General features: G+C 67.1%; 23 protein-coding genes. 14 read left to right on the top strand and 9 right to left on the bottom strand.

Features of this window, described 5'->3' with window-relative positions:
- Positions 1–1,006: 1,006 nt before the first annotated feature.
- The gene (locus ACWCO3_RS18065) at positions 1,007–1,486 is read right to left on the bottom strand and encodes a hypothetical protein (RefSeq protein ID WP_450011005.1); all 480 of its coding nucleotides are present in this window, start codon (positions 1,484–1,486) and stop codon (positions 1,007–1,009) included.
- Positions 1,487–1,834: 348 nt separating this feature from the next.
- Positions 1,835–2,533 (bottom strand): hypothetical protein, encoded by a 699-nt coding sequence (locus tag ACWCO3_RS18060; protein ID WP_450011003.1) that lies wholly within the window; start codon positions 2,531–2,533, stop codon positions 1,835–1,837.
- A gap of 1,037 nt (positions 2,534–3,570) precedes the next feature.
- Here ACWCO3_RS18060 and ACWCO3_RS18055 point away from each other — a divergent pair.
- The 5 genes from ACWCO3_RS18055 (at position 3,571) to ACWCO3_RS18035 (ending at position 6,309) form a co-directional block, all read left to right on the top strand.
- A complete protein-coding gene (locus ACWCO3_RS18055) occupies positions 3,571–4,089 on the top strand; it encodes a hypothetical protein (RefSeq protein WP_450011001.1) in 519 nt (172 codons plus the stop codon).
- A gap of 45 nt (positions 4,090–4,134) precedes the next feature.
- Complete coding sequence (locus tag ACWCO3_RS18050) at positions 4,135–5,334, top strand: helix-turn-helix domain-containing protein (protein WP_450011000.1); 1,200 nt, start codon at positions 4,135–4,137, stop codon at positions 5,332–5,334.
- Positions 5,335–5,461: 127 nt separating this feature from the next.
- Positions 5,462–5,635 carry a hypothetical protein gene (locus ACWCO3_RS18045; RefSeq protein WP_450010999.1) on the top strand — a complete coding sequence of 58 codons (174 nt, stop codon included), beginning with the start codon at positions 5,462–5,464 and terminating at the stop codon, positions 5,633–5,635.
- Positions 5,632–5,898, top strand: coding sequence for a hypothetical protein (locus ACWCO3_RS18040; RefSeq protein WP_450010998.1), 267 nt, complete (start codon positions 5,632–5,634; stop codon positions 5,896–5,898). Before ACWCO3_RS18045 ends, ACWCO3_RS18040 begins: the two co-directional genes overlap by 4 nt.
- 222 nt (positions 5,899–6,120) lie before the next feature.
- Positions 6,121–6,309 carry a DUF397 domain-containing protein gene (locus tag ACWCO3_RS18035; protein WP_450010996.1) on the top strand — a complete coding sequence of 63 codons (189 nt, stop codon included), beginning with the start codon at positions 6,121–6,123 and terminating at the stop codon, positions 6,307–6,309.
- Positions 6,310–6,981: 672 nt separating this feature from the next.
- Here the strand turns inward: ACWCO3_RS18035 and ACWCO3_RS18030 are convergent.
- Complete coding sequence (locus ACWCO3_RS18030; protein WP_450010995.1) at positions 6,982–7,104, bottom strand: hypothetical protein; 123 nt, start codon at positions 7,102–7,104, stop codon at positions 6,982–6,984.
- Positions 7,105–7,180: 76 nt separating this feature from the next.
- Between ACWCO3_RS18030 and ACWCO3_RS18025 the strand changes: the two genes are divergently transcribed.
- Positions 7,181–7,744: a dihydrofolate reductase family protein gene (locus ACWCO3_RS18025; RefSeq protein ID WP_450010993.1), complete on the top strand. Its 564-nt coding sequence runs from the start codon at positions 7,181–7,183 to the stop codon at positions 7,742–7,744.
- A gap of 587 nt (positions 7,745–8,331) precedes the next feature.
- Here the strand turns inward: ACWCO3_RS18025 and ACWCO3_RS18020 are convergent.
- Positions 8,332–8,829 carry an N-acetyltransferase gene (locus tag ACWCO3_RS18020; RefSeq protein WP_358164381.1) on the bottom strand — a complete coding sequence of 166 codons (498 nt, stop codon included), beginning with the start codon at positions 8,827–8,829 and terminating at the stop codon, positions 8,332–8,334.
- Positions 8,830–8,922: 93 nt separating this feature from the next.
- On the opposite strand from ACWCO3_RS18020, the gene ACWCO3_RS18015 reads away from it, so the two are divergent.
- Complete coding sequence (locus tag ACWCO3_RS18015) at positions 8,923–9,267, top strand: hypothetical protein (protein ID WP_450010991.1); 345 nt, start codon at positions 8,923–8,925, stop codon at positions 9,265–9,267.
- A 77-nt stretch (positions 9,268–9,344) separates the two neighbouring features.
- Here ACWCO3_RS18015 and ACWCO3_RS18010 read toward each other — a convergent pair whose 3' ends face one another.
- Together ACWCO3_RS18010 and ACWCO3_RS18005 are read right to left on the bottom strand one after the other, a co-directional pair.
- Entirely contained in the window at positions 9,345–9,770 is a 426-nt protein-coding gene (locus ACWCO3_RS18010) for a DUF6924 domain-containing protein (protein ID WP_450010989.1), read from the bottom strand.
- Positions 9,771–9,878: 108 nt separating this feature from the next.
- On the bottom strand, positions 9,879–10,277 hold the full coding sequence (locus ACWCO3_RS18005; RefSeq protein ID WP_450010987.1) for a hypothetical protein: 399 nt from the start codon (positions 10,275–10,277) through the stop codon (positions 9,879–9,881).
- Positions 10,278–10,377: 100 nt separating this feature from the next.
- Between ACWCO3_RS18005 and ACWCO3_RS18000 the strand changes: the two genes are divergently transcribed.
- On the top strand, positions 10,378–10,854 hold the full coding sequence (locus tag ACWCO3_RS18000) for an SRPBCC family protein (RefSeq protein WP_450010985.1): 477 nt from the start codon (positions 10,378–10,380) through the stop codon (positions 10,852–10,854).
- A 19-nt stretch (positions 10,855–10,873) separates the two neighbouring features.
- Here ACWCO3_RS18000 and ACWCO3_RS17995 read toward each other — a convergent pair whose 3' ends face one another.
- Positions 10,874–11,284: a hypothetical protein gene (locus ACWCO3_RS17995; protein ID WP_358164373.1), complete on the bottom strand. Its 411-nt coding sequence runs from the start codon at positions 11,282–11,284 to the stop codon at positions 10,874–10,876.
- A gap of 357 nt (positions 11,285–11,641) precedes the next feature.
- On the opposite strand from ACWCO3_RS17995, the gene ACWCO3_RS17990 reads away from it, so the two are divergent.
- Together ACWCO3_RS17990 and ACWCO3_RS17985 are read left to right on the top strand one after the other, a co-directional pair.
- Positions 11,642–12,412 carry a hypothetical protein gene (locus tag ACWCO3_RS17990; RefSeq protein WP_145782079.1) on the top strand — a complete coding sequence of 257 codons (771 nt, stop codon included), beginning with the start codon at positions 11,642–11,644 and terminating at the stop codon, positions 12,410–12,412.
- 72 nt (positions 12,413–12,484) lie between these two features.
- Positions 12,485–13,153: a hypothetical protein gene (locus ACWCO3_RS17985; RefSeq protein WP_358164370.1), complete on the top strand. Its 669-nt coding sequence runs from the start codon at positions 12,485–12,487 to the stop codon at positions 13,151–13,153.
- A gap of 19 nt (positions 13,154–13,172) precedes the next feature.
- On the opposite strand, the gene ACWCO3_RS17980 is transcribed toward ACWCO3_RS17985, so the two are convergent.
- Complete coding sequence (locus tag ACWCO3_RS17980) at positions 13,173–13,742, bottom strand: TetR/AcrR family transcriptional regulator (RefSeq protein ID WP_145782074.1); 570 nt, start codon at positions 13,740–13,742, stop codon at positions 13,173–13,175.
- An 85-nt stretch (positions 13,743–13,827) separates the two neighbouring features.
- Here ACWCO3_RS17980 and ACWCO3_RS17975 point away from each other — a divergent pair, with 85 nt between their 5' ends.
- From ACWCO3_RS17975 to ACWCO3_RS17965, 3 genes are all read left to right on the top strand, one after another.
- Positions 13,828–14,790, top strand: coding sequence for a zinc-dependent alcohol dehydrogenase family protein (locus ACWCO3_RS17975; RefSeq protein ID WP_450010981.1), 963 nt, complete (start codon positions 13,828–13,830; stop codon positions 14,788–14,790).
- 57 nt (positions 14,791–14,847) lie between these two features.
- On the top strand, positions 14,848–15,390 hold the full coding sequence (locus ACWCO3_RS17970) for a carbonic anhydrase (protein ID WP_145782070.1): 543 nt from the start codon (positions 14,848–14,850) through the stop codon (positions 15,388–15,390).
- A 111-nt stretch (positions 15,391–15,501) separates the two neighbouring features.
- A complete protein-coding gene (locus ACWCO3_RS17965; protein WP_145782068.1) occupies positions 15,502–15,942 on the top strand; it encodes a VOC family protein in 441 nt (146 codons plus the stop codon).
- Between the two features lie 102 nt (positions 15,943–16,044).
- On the opposite strand, the gene ACWCO3_RS17960 is transcribed toward ACWCO3_RS17965, so the two are convergent.
- Positions 16,045–16,764, bottom strand: a complete 720-nt coding sequence (locus ACWCO3_RS17960) for an SDR family oxidoreductase (RefSeq protein WP_358078435.1) — start codon at positions 16,762–16,764, stop codon at positions 16,045–16,047.
- 147 nt (positions 16,765–16,911) lie between these two features.
- Here ACWCO3_RS17960 and ACWCO3_RS17955 point away from each other — a divergent pair.
- Positions 16,912–17,026: LysR family transcriptional regulator (locus ACWCO3_RS17955; protein WP_450011007.1), on the top strand; the 115-nt coding region annotated here is incomplete at its 3' end.

Raw genomic sequence — 17,026 nt, 5'->3', positions numbered from 1 at the left:
GCGCGCTGGCGGCGGTCGCGGGGTTGCGGTTACTGCGCCTCCGGCGGGGGCGCTCGGGCTCCGAGATGGTTGCAACCCCGTTGGCGGGTTGCCGTCCGTGGGTGGTTGCGCGGCCATCCCGCCTGCCGGCGACCCGGGCGAGCCGAGCAAACCACCGCCCGACCCGCCAGCGTTCGACCGTGTGTCAAGGTCGTCGCGACGTGGCGGGCCGGGCGGCGGCCCGCTCCCCAGTGGGCGGGTCGACGGCAGACGGGATGGCAACAACGCTCGGGGCTGCTGCCGCTGGCTAAAGCAGGGTGGGTGGGCTGTCGAACATGGGGCTGTTCTGGTGGGCCGCGCAGCGACCGCCGCCGGTGGCGTTGCCGCAGCGCTTACCGTTCTTCTTCCGGGCACCGCACTGGACTGCTGGGTCGTGGACATGGCAGAGGCCCGACGGGCGTGGATTGATGGGGCAAGGTGCCCCCTTGCGGGTGGTGGCGCGGCAGCGTGCGGCCGATGGTGGTGTTGCTGGTGCTGCCGCAGCAACGGGCTCGTCTGCCTCGACGCGGGTGTAGAGGAGCCGGCCAGCGACGCGGCGGCGGGTAGTGGGTATGTCGACCAGGGCCACCGGATGCGGCACGATCCACGTCCGAGGGCTACCCCAGCGGACCCAGACCGCGACAGCTCCGGCATCAGCCTCACAGAGCAATTTGCGTGACGACCACTGCTTATCGGTCCTGTCGATCTCGACGGCGATCGGGGGCGATCCAAGTCGCTCACAGACAACGTCGAGGAAGCCGGGCCGATCCGGATGAGAGCCTGGCAGGCCCGCGATGCTCGGAACTTCCCGTCGGACGCGCCAACCGTGTGCAACGCCCCAATCCACGACGCCTCGTGTCAGTGCTGCTGTGACCCGTGGTGCCGACCAATCTGTAAAGGCGAGGGGCGCGAGCCACTTGGTCAAGGACTCGGCCGCACGCGACGAGCGAAGCGCCATATCCATAGATGGATGTTAGCCCCCCGTCTTTCAAGCGGCGTCCTTGCCGAAGAAGGTCAGCAGGTCTGTGAGGCCGGACACGACGGCGAACGTAGTCGACACCATGGTGGCGTAGAAGAGAATTCGATGTGGAGTCGTGTCCGCGACGGCCTGAGTTGGAGCAACGAGAGCCGGTTCTGATTCGCTCTCTGACGCTCCCGCATTTTTCCGAGAAGGTTTTGGCTTGCGCCCTAAGCCCACGAACCCGAGCGGTCGCAGCCAGTAGTGATTCTTCGCCCGCTCGCAGCCGAAAAAGAGCCCGTTGATATCATTGCGGCAATTTCCCAATCGATTCAGATTGAGAACTCCGCAAAGTCCTGCCGCTTTGGTTAGCAACGGCCATAGGTCAATAGCGAGGATTCCAGCGACAGCACCGAATGCGCTACGCCAATGAGTCTGCCGGAACTCATCGAATGCGTAAAATAGAAGTAGGCCGGCAAAGCCGAGGATGAACCAGCCGCGTGTATGCACTCAAAGAGTCCTTCCGAAATCCCGGAAGCCATGACCACCGATAACGCTATGTCATCGATCGCATACCCACTGTCATGAATCTGACAGTGATTCACCTTGATCTAGTGCACCTCGTGCGGTGAGTTCCGCTTCAACGCCTACCGGTCAGGCTGGGTGACCAATTGGGTGACGACCGGTGCGGCCGACACTGACGAGTACGGACCATGGAGGACTCTTTAAGCAGGTCATGCGGGCTTGCTCGCTCAGGTCATTGACGACCGGTGGCGCCTCCGGCGCGAAGGAGTCTAGCTCTGCGAGGAGCCGATCGACGGAACTGGACATCCATGTGAGCATCGAGATGGCAGGGCCTCAGCCTTGGCTGGGCGGGGTGACAAGTGTGCGATGGAGCGTCACTTCCATTCGCACCGGTTCGCGGTTGTCATACACGCGCGAAGCCAGTGCCGGGAGCGAGTGCCGGTCAAATCGGTAAGGTGGCGGCCAGGTCATGTCCTCACTCCGTGGCGGCCAAATTTGTTCGACTGAACCCATAAAATCCTCAAGAGGACTTAAGTCCCCTGGGGAATGTGGGACCAACACCTGAAATGCAACTTTCACCACTGTAAAAGTCAGGCATGTGGCTATAACTTCGTCGCTCTTCTCCGCGTGGATGATCCAAGGAGCGACTTTCAAGGGCTCATTAGGGTCGGCGTAGGCGGCGATCCAGACGTATATTCCCTGATGCGGCTCACGTTTAATTTTGAGGTCATGCCCAAAACCCCGAGGTGTCAAACGTGTACTGGCAGAGTCAATCACCAAGGCCTTGAGCGTGGCCCATAAGGCGAGGGTCTGCTGTTCGCGTGGAGTGATGGGTCGAGCAAAATCGACGAGCGATAGTATTAGCTGCCTCGCGTCGTTTTCAACTACAGACATCCAGCCGTTGTTGCAATCGGCGCAAACAGGAGTCTTGGGTCCCGTGATAGGTTTTATGCCGCCGCTTCTTGCGTCCTTGTACCCTCTCTTCTGAAGCTCGCGAAGAAGCCATCGAGGGAAGATGTCTTCCTCGGTCATTGGACTATTTGTAGCTTGACAGAAGGGGCAGGTGCCTCTAATTGCTGGAAGATCCGGACGTAAATCCGCCTCACCGGCATCTTGTTCATCGATAAACAGTTCGGGTAGCTCTGCTGGTAGCTGAACTCGGCCTTCCTGAATGCTGGATCTTGCCCGCTGGAGGCAGCGAATGTGCGAGACGCCAAGCAGAAACAGCCTCTCGTAGGCCGGTGGCGGAAGGGGGTCGGTCCACGTCCTGTAGGCCGCCACTCCTATAGCGATCAACCAGCTCCCAGAACGAGTTCCGCCGATCTCTGTCCACGAATCCCGGTGGCGTTTAACTATCTCGCCGCATCCAAGGCAGGGCAACCTGCGCCAGCTCTGTAGCTCATTCGGACTAGCCATCGACCCTTCCTGGTGGGTGCAGAAGACCAAGGGATTGAGGTCGCTGTGGCTCAGAGTCGTCTGGAGGAAACGGCGGGGTTAAGGGCGGAAATCGTTGCATCACCACCCCCACGAGCTGAGTAGCCAAGACTGCCATGGCAGGTGCAAGCGTGTAAACGAGAGGGGCCTCGGCCGGCGTCTGGGTTGCGGATCTGTGGTGGTAGCCGACAACTACGGACCTGCCGTTGAGGGTGCCGGCCTCCATCCAGAGCGCGTGAATGAGCTTGTGACGCTCTCCTAACAGTCGCTCGGCCGCATCAACGTATGGCTCGACGTCTTTGCGATCAATGTCTTGCATCTCGGATAACGCTCGACGCGCCGCTCGAAGCGCCTCACCCGTCCTGCCCAAGGTGTCGAAGAACGGGACGGACAGGATGCGGGCTGACAGGGTGCAGAGTGCCGCCTCCAGATGAGATGCCGCAACCGTGATGCGTCCGATCTCTGCGAGTTGCTGCTGTGTTAGCCCATACACGACGACATCCTAAGCGTGCCCTCTGGCCGGACTAGGCACCAGGAGGATCGTGATTGCTGGCAAACCAAAGGCGTTCAGGGGTTCAGATCCCGAAGGACTCAGCTGCTGGATCGGCACCCGCACCGCCGCTAGCGTTGCTTGCGTGACGAGGGAAATCGAGCCCGAGGTGCAGCGGCTGCGGGACCAGGCGCTGACGAACGTCGGCCGGTCATCTGGCCGGACGCCTATCCGATCTGCGCTTTACCACCTGACGCGTGGTCGGGTGGACAGGCGCCCGCGCTATACCGTCGGTCAGCTTCCGACACTTGGCACACCTTGGCAGGACACCGTCTCCGGTCGGTACTTCGGTTGGCGCTGTAGGGAGGCCAACCTGGACGGCCGGTTCGCCTTCGCGGTGGAGTACATCGTGTGCCAGCACTGCCGAGCAGCTTGGGTGGACAAGCCCTACACGGCTGAGGAGTACCAACGGAAGGGGCTTGCCTCCACCGCCTTGGGGGCGCTGCGCGAAGAGAACCCGGGGATGAGCTGGTTCACGGGTAGCGGACACATGAGCGACGCGAGAGCCTTCTGGCTAGCTATTGGTACGAGCGTCTTGCGGCAGGGAAGCGTGACGGACATGTACACCGGCGGTACCGTCGGTGATGGCGGCCCGCTGGTGTAGAGGCCGGCGGTGCCGCCGCCCAGTCCTCTACCTGGGAGCGGCGCCATGGCACCACTCGTCGACCCACGCTTCGGCGCGGCTCTCCGCGAACTCCGAGAACGGCGCGGGTTGTCCCTGCGCGCACTCGGCGACCTTGCCCATCGGGGCAAGAGTCACCTTCACGAACTTGAGGCAGGCGCTAAAGCGCCCACCGCCGACACCGCCCGTCACCTCGACCAGGTCCTCAACGCCGGCGGCGCTCTCGCCGCCCTCGTCGACGCGCCCGTTGATCACGCGGCCGAGGCCGACGAGCTGCGCCTGCGGGTCGCCGCCAGTGACGTCAGCGCCGAGACGCTGGACCGCATCGAGCAGAGTGTCGATGACCTGGCGAGCGCCTACCCGACTACCGCGCCTGATCAGCTACTGCCGGTGGTGCGCCAGCACCTGGCATACGTCGGCAGGCTCCTTGACGGGCGGGTCACGCTTGCCCAGCAGCAGCGTCTGGTCGTCGCCGGCGGATGGCTGGCGGTCCTACGCGCCACCGTGCACATCGACCTGCAGCAGCCAACCGCGGCGACGGCGTACCTTCGGGCGGCCGCCGATCTCGCCGGCCACGCCGATCACCCCGAGATCAGGGGTTGGTGCCTCGAAACCAGAGCGTGGGAGGTGCTCACCCGCGGCGACTACCGGTACGCCGTTGCCTTGTCACGGCAGGCGCAGCAGGTCGCCCCGAACGGCAGCTCCGCGCACATCCAGGCCACCGCGCAGGAGGCCCGGGCCCACGCGCGGATGGGTGACGAGCGGGAGACTCGGCGGGTCCTGGATCGGCTGGATCGGCTTGTGGCGAACCTGCCAGTGCCGGAGCGGGCCGAGCATCACTACCGGTACGACCCGGCGAAGGCCGCCGCGTACACGGCTACGACCCTGGCATGGGCTGGTGACCCAAGCGCCGAGCAGGTCGCCCGGTCGGTGCTGCGTGAGCTTGACCCGTTGGGGGACGGCGGTGCCCGACCCCGCCGGTCGGCGTCCGCTCGGCTCGACCTCGGGCTCGCGTTGATCGCCGCGGGGCGGCCCGATGAGGCGGGCACCGTCGCTACTGAGGCCGTGGCTTCGGGACGGGTAGTTCCTTCGAACTGGTGGCGAGCCCGAGAGGTTCTCGCGCGAGTGGAGCATGCCGGCGCGCCCGAAGCCGCTGGCCTTCGCGAGGCATGTGAGGAGTTCGGCCCAGGACGACGTCCGGCAGCAGCGGACACGACGGCTGGTTAGCGGACAGCCACCGTCTGGATTGGGCATACCGCGCGCGTGACGCTGTCCTCGTAGGCGGGCGCACCCTCCGGCGACATCCCACGAACACTGGCGGTCCGCGCCCCCCGAGCGAGGGGAGGGCGCGTTCATGGACACGATCGTCGGATTGCTGCGCCGGATCATCGACCGGTTGGACCCGCCGCCAGCCGAACCTGGGGGGCCGGGCATTCAGGCACGCGAGCAAGCTGGCGCTCAGGCCCGGCTGTTCAGCCTGGCGCGCACCCGCACGGCCGAGTACCGCTACGGCAGGCCGGCCCGGTGACCGCCAAGACGATGCCCACCCCGGGCACCCGGGTGTCGGTGCGGGCCGGCGAGTGGCAGACCGCTCCCGGCGTCAACGCCCACACCCGCCACGACATTGTCATCGTCCGCGTCCACAAGTCTGCCGATCCCGAGTACGCCTGGGTGTACGGGCACGGTCCGGAGTGCTCGTGGGAGTCCGCCGACTGCGACGTCCCGTTCTGCTGGGAGATGCTCGTCAAGGTCGACGTCCTGGCCGCAGCGGCGGCCGGTGGGCGACCGTGAGCGCTCCGAACCTTGCCGTGCCAGCGGCCCGCTGGCGGAACACCCTGCATGAGCACCAGGCCGTCGACGGCCAGTGCCCCATCTGCGAGTCGGGCCCCCGCTGCTGGGAGTGGGCGGAGGCCTTCGCGCATCTCGTCGCCCACGACCTGTGGATGCCACCAGGACCACCCATCGCAAGCGACCGGCCGTACCCGTCGGCCGGCTGAACAGAAAGGAAACACGATGGATCAGCTCACCTTCGTTCGCCCGAACCGGTGCGACAACTCCGGCCCGAACTGCGTGGAGGTCGCTATCGACGCCCAGCAGAACCGGGTCGTGCGGAACTCGCAGCGGCTGGAGACGCAGGTCACCTTCGACCCGCAGGAGTGGGCGACGTTCACGGGCAGCATTCGCGACGGCCAGGACTTTTAGGCCCAGTGGCGGGGCCAGTCGACACCTCGCGCGGTCGGCCCCTCCCGACCGGCCCGTCCCGCTGCATGGGCTGCGCGGCGTGGATGGAGAACCGTCACGACTGCGGCGGCAACAAGATCTACCTCGAAGGCATGGACTGGTGGTGCGACTGCCCGCAGCCAGACTGCCAGCAACGACAGCAGGGCACCTGGCCGGCGCCCAGCGGGGTCGGACGCCCGCACCGAGGACGACCGAAGGAGCCTCGCGAACGGGCATGACGACCAGTTGCGGCGCGCCGCCGAACTACCTGTATGGCGTGAACGACGACCACCGTTCGGGCGGGCCTTCGGGATCCACCTCCGGTGGTCTGACCACCAACCACGACCTGCCACCGGCCCAACGTCCGCGACTCCCGCGGCATCGACGCCTCCGGAACGAGCATCTTCCAGTTGTTCGCCGTGTACCTGGCCAAGCAGCGGATGCCGAAGTTCTCCCGCGCCTCCGGTCCGCCGATCGCCCGCGCGGTGAGCATCTGCGCGATCGCCAGGACGTACTTCTTCGCCGCTCGGCCCATGAAGAGCAGATCACACAGCGCGGAGATAGCCGACGACCGCTTCGGGCCGATCTTCTCCCGCACCTCGGCCCAGTGGTTGGCGAGCATCCCGATGGTGCCGTTCAGTTCCTCGCAGATGATCAGCGTTCGCGGCCCGGATCCCAGTCGTCTTCCTCGTTCAACGCCAGCGTGTTCCGCTCGTCAGCCTCGGCGGCCTCACAAGCAGCGCGTCGTGCATCCGCGCCGGCGAGTTCCTGAACCATGGTCGTGGCGTGTCCGGGCCCGTCGACGGCGTGGTGATCTGTACGCCGAGTGCCGAGCTACGGAAGGCTGATCACCATGCGGAGACTGACCTTCGGTATGAACCTGAGCCTGGACGGCTACATCAACGCGCCGGACGGCGACCTGGGCTGGGGCGTACCGAGCGACGAGTTGTTCCAGTGGTGGTCCGACCGGGTGGGGGCGACGGGCACGGCACTGTACGGGCGCAAAGTGTGGGAGGCGATGAGCTCCCACTGGCCGACCGCCGACCAGCGGCCGGGTGCCACACCGGCGGAGGTCGAGTTCGCCCGTCGCTGGCGAGAGATGCCGAAGGTGGTGTTCTCCTCGACGACCAGCGCGGTCGACTGGAATGCCCGAGTGGTCACCGGCGACGCGGTTGCCGAAATCAGCCGGCTCAAGGCCGATGACGGCGGCCCTCTGGATATCGCCAGCGCCACCCTCGCCGCGGCGGCCATGCGGGCCGGGCTGATCGATGAGTACGCGGTCGTCACCCATCCGGTCCTGGTGGGTGGCGGCACGCCGTTCTTCGCGACAGTGGACAGCTGGGTGAACCTGACCCTGATGGAGACCCGGACGTTCCCTGGCGGCGTGGTTCTGACCAGGTACGAGACCAGGCGCTGAGCACCCGACCTCGGGGCGGCCGGGCTCCGGGCTGCCCTGACTGGCTGCGCTCCGAAGCCGCCCTGGCTCAACGCCTAGCAGCTGCCATCACCTGTGTCACCACCGCTGCCCCCATGCAGTGGAGGGCTGAACGGGCAGTCCCCGGCATCATCGTCTGCGTGGCGATGCCGTGATTTCCAGAAGGAGATCAGCGCGAGGACCACCACGGCGACCAGGACCCCAGCAACACCGACGAGGCCCACGGCCTGGATCACTGACGCCATCAGCCGAGTGCCTTGTCCGTCGAATGTGGCTCCTCCTGGGTCGGTTCCACCTCAGGACCGCGAGACCCACGCGACCAGTGAAGGGCGAGCAGAGATGCTCCCGTAAGCAGCCAAACTCCCAGGCCGTGCCAGCGGAGCAACAGCCCGATGCCCGCTGCGAGCCAGAGCGTCCCGCCCAGGAGCGCGAACAGGCTCTGGCGGCGTGCACGCGTCATAACGCGAGATTAGATCAGCGAGGCAATTTTCTGTCGCGTACCCGAAGCGTGCAGTTTCGGGGTTCGCGGGGTTGACATCCACGGGAGCATCGGGATGGCAGCCGCCGTGTCACGAGGCAGGCGGCAGCGCGATCCAGTCCTGCCAGGACATGTCGCGGCCCAGATAGCGGGGCTGCTGGAAGGGCCAGTCAGCGGCGATCCACTGCGGCACCAGCGCGTCGAGCGCGTGTTCCACCTCGCCGCCGACGAGGTCGTCCACCACCCACCAGGAGACCTCTCCGTCCGAGCCGGTGCGCTCAGGCGGGTCGATGTAGACGCAGCCGAAAATGGCCGTCTCTTTGTCGTCCAGCAATGCGTAGTTGAACGACAGGTGCGCTGCTATCTCCTTCTCGTGCCGCAGCAAGTCGATGCGGTCCTCTTCATAGGTCATCGTCTCCGATGGCCAACCCCAGGCCGGCCCGAAGATCTCCCACAGGCGTTCCCGGGAGCCCATCACGGCGGGGTAGTCGATCGAGGTGTCCGCCTCCCGGATCGGCCGCAGGTGAAGCGCGGTATTGGGCACGGGCACGTAGACGGGGTGGACGAAGTCCTCAGGCAGCCAGGTCACAAATGCCGAGGCTACAACCAGTCGGCACGACCGCTCACCACGTGACCAATCCGATCCCCACGCCGAGCGTCCGAGGCTGCGATGATGGTTGCCGTGAGCCAGACGGTGGAATGGGACCGCGTCGTCGAGGGCGCTCGTGTCAGCTTCATGTCCGGCGAGGGGGACGACCCTGCGACGGCGGACAACATCGATGCTCACGTCTACCTCGCCGACGGCACCCATCGCTACGCCACCTTCATGACGACGGTTGAGATCGGCCGGCTCCTGCGAAGGTGGGCTAAGACCGGGGAAGCGGGCGGCGGTCACTACTTCTGGTGCTCCGACCTGGTCATCATTCCGAGACCCGGCGTCGAGGCAATGGTGGTGGCCCTGGAGGAGATGATCCGGACCGGCGACATTGACGTGATGCTCAGCAAGGTGGAGGACAGCTCGATCTAGCTGGGTGACGTTCGGGTAGGACGTCGGCGGACTTGGCCGTCGCCTCAGAGCCTGCGAAGAGGTCCCAGACCAGGACGTCAGTCTCCGTTGAAGCCCCGGTACGTGCCAGACTCGTCGACGGCGTCGGCGAACTCGGAGAAGTCCATGTTCGCGATGGCGAGGTTCGTCGAGACATCCGCGTACCAACGGGGTGGCACCCGGAAGGTGCGGCCGGGCTCGTCCGCCAGGTCGAGTGCGAGAAGCGGGCGTTCGACGTCGGCCATCGTTGTCGCGTCGGCAAGGAAGAGGTACGTGAGCTTGTCGCCGTTGCTCGCCGCGTTGTCCGCGTCGACCAGCTCTTGAGGGCTCACGCCTGCGTACGTCGGGTCGCTGACGAAGGTGGCGGCGTCGACGCCCTTCCAGGTGCGTAAGGCCGCCTTCACGGATGCCCAGGCGGTGTCGTTGGTGAAGTCCGTACGGAGCACCAGCGACGTGAGGTCCTCAGGCTGAGGTAGAGAGATCACGATGCGGATCCTTCCCTGCCCCTCCGCTGAAGGAGCCAGCCGGGTCAGCTTCGGCCGCGGCATCTGGTTGCGATTCCGGTAGGAGCTATCAGATCCGCTGCACATCGCCTAGCAGCTCAGCAGGACGCGCTCCGCGTCGGCGCCTGCTGTGACGGCCACGGCGTCGGCGCGAAGTTCCTCGGGAAGATGCTGCCTCTGCCCTTCGTGCGCGGGCAGAGTGGGGCAGCCAGGTGGAAGCACGACGGCATCGGCGAGCCCGATGTACCTGACGAGCGTGTCGAGAATGGAGCCGGCGGAGAATCGGCTGATCATGAGACTGTCAAGAGTGCCGCCGGCGAGTGCGGCGTAGACGTCTGCCGTGCCGCCCTCGTCGGCGCTGATATGCCAGTAGCGGTATTGAGGTTCCCTACGGTCGACGTGAGGCTCGAAGACGGCCAGGAACGCCTTTCCCTCCATCGGCGCCGCCTCGCCCTGCTCGAACCGCTGGACGACCATGTCGTAGCTCATCGGAGGAAGCTAGCGCCCTCGGCCACAGGTGACCGAGACAACGCCAGGTAGTCCCTCCACCGGACAGTGCACTGTCGATGCCGCAGCTACCGTTACCGGCATGATGGTGCGCACGCGCTGGATGATGCCCCACCCGCCGGAGGTGTTGTGGCCGGCGCTGTGCGACTCGCGCCTGGAGTTGCAGCCCCGGTGTCCGGTCTTCTATCTGGGTACGCCCCGGCCGACGACGTGTCGCCTGCCGGACGGCCCGGGTGAGGTGGGCGCCGCCCGGCAGTGTGTGTCGGAGCAGGGTGTGGTGCGGCAGCGGATCACGACGTGGGAACCGCCGGCCCGGTTGGCGTTCCACATGGAGTCGACGGACCTGGGCTTCCACCGCTTCGTCGACCAGCTCGGGGATGTGTTCGAGTTGGCCCCGACAGCGCGCGGCACCCGGGTCACCCGGACGACGACGGTCACGGTGCGCGGGTTCGGCCGTGCGGCTCTGTATCCGGCTCTGTGGGTCGGGTTGAAGTCGGTACACCGCTTCGTGTTCCGCAACTGGCAGAAAATGCGGTTGTCGCCACCGGCGGCGGTGTGACGGTCGGCGCGAGATGCTGTCAGGGCCCGGGCTGCGGCGTCCGGTGGCCGGCCCGGGTCACGGCCGCGTAACTGACGGTCCCGAGGAGGGACCCGATTCCGGCGCACAGGATGCCGTCCCACGGTTGGGGCAGCCAGCCCTGCAACATCCAGGCAGCAATCAATGCCACCGGCATTGCGGTCAGCCAGGCTGCGGCGACAGCCCAGCCCGAGCGTCGGTCACCCTGGTGGTGGACGAAGCCCAACGCGCTGAGGATCGCGAAGAAGCCCTCGGAGTAGAACCATGACAGGGCCAGGACGAGGAGAGTCCCGATGGCCAGGCCGATGGCCCATCGCCGGAGGGCGGTGGCGAGGGGCACGATCGACCGAGAGGCGCCCAGTCGACTGGCGGGGTCGTCAGGTGCGCTCGTGACTGGAGGCCGCTCGTTCATCGGACGATGGTCCCAGCGGTCGATGAACGGCGGAAGGCCTGCGACGGCTGGCAGCACGGCAGGATGGTGGCGTGAAGACCGAGCCCGTCACCGCAGGCCGAGCGGAGTTGGTGGACGACCTGGAGGCTTGCCCAGCAGCTCTGACGGCTGTCGCCTTGCTCTGACCTTGGAAGCGCCGGTCCTCCTTCGCGCCGGCGACGTCTGATGGGTCGAGGATGAGGTGCTGTACGTCGAGCGCGGGGATGCCCCGACGGTGGCGCACCGGGGGCACCTCGAATGGCATCGGCGGTGGTAGCGCGCGGGTCCGGTGGTCGACCTCGTTGATCGGACCCAGCACCGGTACGGACAATGGCGACTGTGTCCATGGAACGGGTCGAGGACCCCGCCAGCTTGTTGACCTGGCTCGCAGACCGCCCTGATCACGAGGCGCTCACCGGCTACAACCCGGTCGGGTGGGAGTCGTCGACCTGGATCCTCCATGCGATGTACGAGAACCCTGGCCTCGCGCGTCTGGGCACGCACGACGACATCCTTCGCCGCGGGCTCGACGCCGGAGACCTTGCGCCGCTGGTCGTCGGTGGCATCAACCTCGACGAGGACACGACCGAGACCGGCATACCGTTGGGTTACGTGTCCCGGCCCGGTGGCCCCTGGCAACGGGTGCTCTGGTCGACGTACCTGGCCCGAGGGGCGGAGCCGGAACGGGATCGGACCCTCCCGCCAAGCTACAGCTGGTTTCCCCACAGCAGTTGGCCCGCTGACATCCAGCCACCACCTGAGGGTTCTCTCGACGAGGAGAGCCTCGATGCCCTGCTTGACGCCCTGAGCCAGCACTCGGTCGCCGGCCCTGGCACGGAGTGCGTCGCCTTCTACGCATCCGTGCCCACCGGGGATTTCGACAAGCTCCACGTGTGGCGCGGCCCGTTGTCGGCAGTGCCCGGCCTGATCGCGGAGCGCGGAGGACGCTACGGGTTCTCACCGACGAATCTGTGGCCCGTGGATCGGTCCTGGATGGTGTGGACGGACTACGACCTGCAGGGCAGCAAGGTCAGCGGATCTGTTTCGCTGATCGATGCCATCGAGCGTCACCCCGTTCTGGAGACGACGGACTGGTCGGCTCGGCGCTGACAGACGCGCCGGGACCGGGTCGTCCTCCCGGGCGGGGGAACTGGACTTGCCGGCGAGCTGCATCATGGGCGAGTGAAGGGGCGCGAGCGGCTGTTGCGGAACACCGCCAAGGTGCGGCGCCGCCGGATCGGTCTCGCTGTGTTCGGCGCGGGGGTCGTCTGGGCGGCGCGTGCGGCATTGGCTGATCCCGGCCACCATTTCCACAACAAGGCGCCGCTGTACGGGTTGTTGGGCGCAGTCACTGTCGTTCTCTCCCTCATTGCTCTGCTCGCACTTCTGTGGCCCTTCCTGATCGAGGTGGACGCCGCTGGGCTGACGCTCCGCCTGCGGGGGTTCACGACGCGACTGCCCTGGGAGTCGGTCGAGTCGCTTGCGGTGGTGAAGGTTGGGGAGAACTGGGACAGGGGGCGCCTGGAGCTTCGCCTGGCTCCCGGTGTCCGGCTGCGGGGACGGTCGGCCGGCAGACACGACGGGCGGCGGACGTACTCCTTGCTCTCCCTCGACGACTTCACTGTTGACGCCGAAGAGGTGATCGCGGTTCTGCGCCGGTACGGCAGAGGCCAGGTCGACGCCCTGGAGTACCTCCATCGCCAGGCCACCCGGCGGGCCGTCGCGAGCTACCTGCGGGGCGATGCGCTCCAGGCCGATCCGCGGCTGGCCGACTACCTGGCCGACCAGCGCCGTATCGAGGAGGAGGGGAGTGGTGCCTCCACCTCGTCGGACCTACCGGAGAGCCATTGAACCACAGGAGCGGCATCGATCAGGCGCGAAACGCCTGGATGGCGAGCGCGGCGAACCGGCGGGAGGCGGCCACCCGGGCGTGCGTCGAGGTGGCGTGCAAACCGCCGTTGGCCATCAGGATGAGGATGAGGTCGTCCAGGACGAAGTCGGACCGCAGGTGGCCGGTGCTCTTGGCGCGACGGCTCAGTTCGGCGAGTGAGGCGAGCGCCGCTTCGCGCTTCGCGGCGAGATCCACGGCGTGCGGAAAGGCCGTCGTGAACGCGGTGGTGTAGCCACGGTCCCGGGCGTGCAGCTCGCAGAGCTTCTCGATCACCAGGCACAGGCCATGCCACGGGTCCGGGTCGGCGAGCCCTTCGTCGACGATGACGTGGCACGCGTCCATCTGCTCGGCGAACGCCTCGGTAGCCAACGCCTGCTTGGTGGGGAAGCGGCGGTAGAGCGTGGCGGGGCCGACTCCTGCCCTGCGGGCTATCTCGCGCATCGGCACGTCCATGCCGTCGGTGGCGAAGATCGTCCGGGCGGCTTCGAGGATGCGCTGGCGGTTGTCCAGCGCGTCCGACCGCAGGTTTCGAGTCACATGCTCGGTCACGCTCTCACTTTAGCTAAACGGACGCAGGCGTCCACTACCGTTCGTGCTGATCACCAGGCGATTCAGGTCGAGAAGAGGCACACCAGTGAAGGCAGTCACCATCAGGGAGTTCGGCGATCCTCGCGGGTTGGTGGTGACCGACATCCCTGACCCGGTTCCGGCTTCGGCACAGGTCTTGATCACCGTCGAGGCGGTCGGTGTGGCGGGTGCCGACGTCATGATCCGAAGCGGTGCTCTCGCCGCCTACGGCTTCCGAGAGGGGCACGTCCTCGGCGGCGAGGTGGCGGGGACGGTGACCGAGGTCGGCGAGGACGTCGACCCGGCGTGGATCGGGCAGCGGGTGTGGGCGTTCACCGGTACCGGCGGTGGGTACGCCGAACAGGCAACAGCGCCGATCTCGGAGGTCCTGCCCGTCCCGGCGGGCCTCTCCGTCGTCGATGCCGTGACGCTCGGCAGCTCCGGGATCGTGGCCCACTTCGGTCTCGCCCACGCGCACTTCTCGGCCGGGGAGTCCGTGCTGGTACGCGGTGCGGCCGGCAGCATCGGGATCATGGCGGTGCAGGTCGCGAGCCGCCGTGGCGCCGGTGCCGTCGCGGTCACCACCTCGTCGCCCGAGCGTGGTCGGCGGCTGCGCAGCCTCGGCGCCACCCACGTGCTGGATCGTTCGGGTACGGGAGGCCCCGCCGACCCCTCCGCCTACGACGTGATCATCGACGTCGTCGCCGGCGACGGCATGCCCGCGTTCTTCGACAGGCTCAACCCCAACGGCCGCCTCGTGGTCGTCGGCGCGGTCGGAGGCCAGCCGCCAGCAGACTTCGGCGCGAGGCTGATGACGGCATTCCAGAAGTCGATGTCGTTCGCCACCTTCAGCGCCGCGACGGTGCCGGAATCCGCCCGCCAGGCCGTGCGACGCGAGCAGTTCACCGCCGCGATCCGTGGCGAACTGGTCGCCGTGGTGCACGAGGTGCTGCCGTTGCAGCAGGCGGCTGCGGCCCACCAGAAGATGGACGCCGGCCAGGTCTTCGGGCGAATCGTCCTCACCCCGTAGCGGCCCGACCGCAGCGTTCCGGGCCGGAGGGCGAGGCGCCTCGCTTAGGCTCCGCAAATGGGCACCATCGACGACCTGCTACAGCGCAACGTCCGTTTCGCTGCTACGGACGCCAAGGATCGCGTCCCGGTAATTCCCTTCGTCCCCAACCAGCAGCTGTACGTCATCACCTGTCTCGACCCGCGAGTCGACCCGGCCTTCATCTTCGGTCTGGCGCTCGGTGACGCCGTCGTCGCCCGCACCCTGGGTGGCCGGGTCACTCCAGCCGTGATCCAGGATCTGGCGTGGATCAGTTACCTGCACGAGGTCAAGGCGCCGGACGCCGACTGGTTCGATCTGGCCGTCGTGCACCACACGGGTTGCGGCCGGGGCCTGGACGATGATGCGCTGCTGAGAGGGTTCGCCGAGCGGGGCGGCGACGACGTCGCTCTTGCCGAGCAGGCCGTCTTCGATCCGGCCCAGACCGTGCCCGCCGACGTGCGGAAGCTCATCGATGCCCCGTTGGTGTCGGCCAAGATCAAAATATCTGGTTACGAGTACGACGTGGAGACTGGTTTGCTGAAAACCCTCGTACCTCCGAAGAGCCGGGCGGACGGCTAGCCCGCGACGACGCGACGGACCGGCTGCTCCGGATGTCGAGAACGGCCAAGCGGCTCCGTCCCCCGGGAGAACGCGGCGACCGTGACCGCACCGCACCCGAGGAGTTCCAGCATGGCGATCCAGCGGATGGACAACGTCCTCATCGTGGTCGAAGACCTCGACGCTGTCATTGCGTTCTTCGTCGAGCTCGGCATGGAGGTGGAGGGGAGAGGTCCGGTCGAAGGGCGGTGGGTGGAGCGGGTCATCGCTGTGGACGACGTGCGGCAGGAGGTCGCGATCCTGCGGACCCCGGACGGTCACGGCAAGGTCGAGCTGGCGATGTTCCACACGCCGAAGGCGATCAGCGCCGAGCCGAGGGATGCGCCGGCGAACACACTGGGCATCCGTCGCATCATGTTCGCCGTCGACGACGTCGAGGACACGATCGCCCGTCTGCGCGGCCACGGGGCCGAACTCGTCGGGGAGGTGGAGCGGTACGGGGACATCTTCCTGCTCTGCTACGTCCGCGGCCCCGAGGGCATCGTCGTCGGGCTGGCCGAAGAGCTTCGCTGAGAGCCGCCGCAGTCGTGCGGAAACCACAACTTCCGGGACGTAGGGGCCTCACGAGCGCGGATCTCGACGCCGGCTCCGGCGTCAAGATCCGCCTGTCGCGGGTCAGGCGAGGAGCGTGCCGCCGTCCACGGTCACGATCGTGCCGGTGGCGTAGGTCGACCGGAGGAGGTAGGTGAACGCCTCGGCGACCTCCTCGGGTTCGCCCACCCGACCGAGCGGCAGTGACGCGCTGAGCTGGGCGTACATCTGCTCTCGGGTGTCCTCGGGCAGCGAGTCCCACAGCGGTGAGCGGATGACGCCGGCGGAGACGGCGTTGACCCGGATCGGGGCGAGTTCGACAGCGAGCGAACGGACCAGCGCGTCGATCGCCCCGGTGATGCTGGACGCCACCGACCAGCCCGCGTTCGGCCGGTGGTTGGCGGTGCCGGTGGTGAGGGTGATCGACCCGCCGGGTCGCAGGTACGGCAGTGCCGCGTTGACAGCCGCCAGCGAGCCGAAGTAGCGCAGGTCGAAGGCGGTGCGGGCGGCGGCGAGGTCGAGGGCGTCGACGGACATCAGCGCGAGCGGTTCGCCGGCGGTGAAGACGAGGTGGTCGAACGGGCCGAGCCCCTGGAACAGGCGGGACACGTCGGTGGGGTTGGTGAGGTCCGCGACGTACCCCTGGGTGCCTGCCGGCAGGGCGGCGAGGGCGCGGTCCACGCTGCGCTGGTTGCGGGAGGCGACCACGACCTGAGCGCCCTCGTGGGCGGCCCGGGTGGCGGTGGCGAGCCCGATTCCCGAGGTGCCGCCGAGGACGACGACGCGCTGGTCGGTGAGGGTCATGATCGGGTCCTTCCGGATCGTGTTTCGCTGACGGTTACCACCGTGCGTCGGTGCCCGTGCTCGCGTCCAAGACCTCTTTCACCTGCTGTGATACCCGACGGGTATCGTGGGGTGGGTCAGGCGCGTGCGAGGCGGACGGGGGGTCCGATGGACGTCGATCTGCGCAAGCTCCGCTACTTCGTCGCGGTCGCGGAGGAGTTGCACTTCGGCCGCGCCGCCGCGCGGTTGCACATCGCCCAGCCGGTCCTGTCGCGGCAGATCC

The sequence above is a fragment of the Micromonospora sp. NPDC002411 genome (genome assembly GCF_053592955.1).
This window is presented reverse-complemented; position numbering and strand designations above follow the sequence as displayed.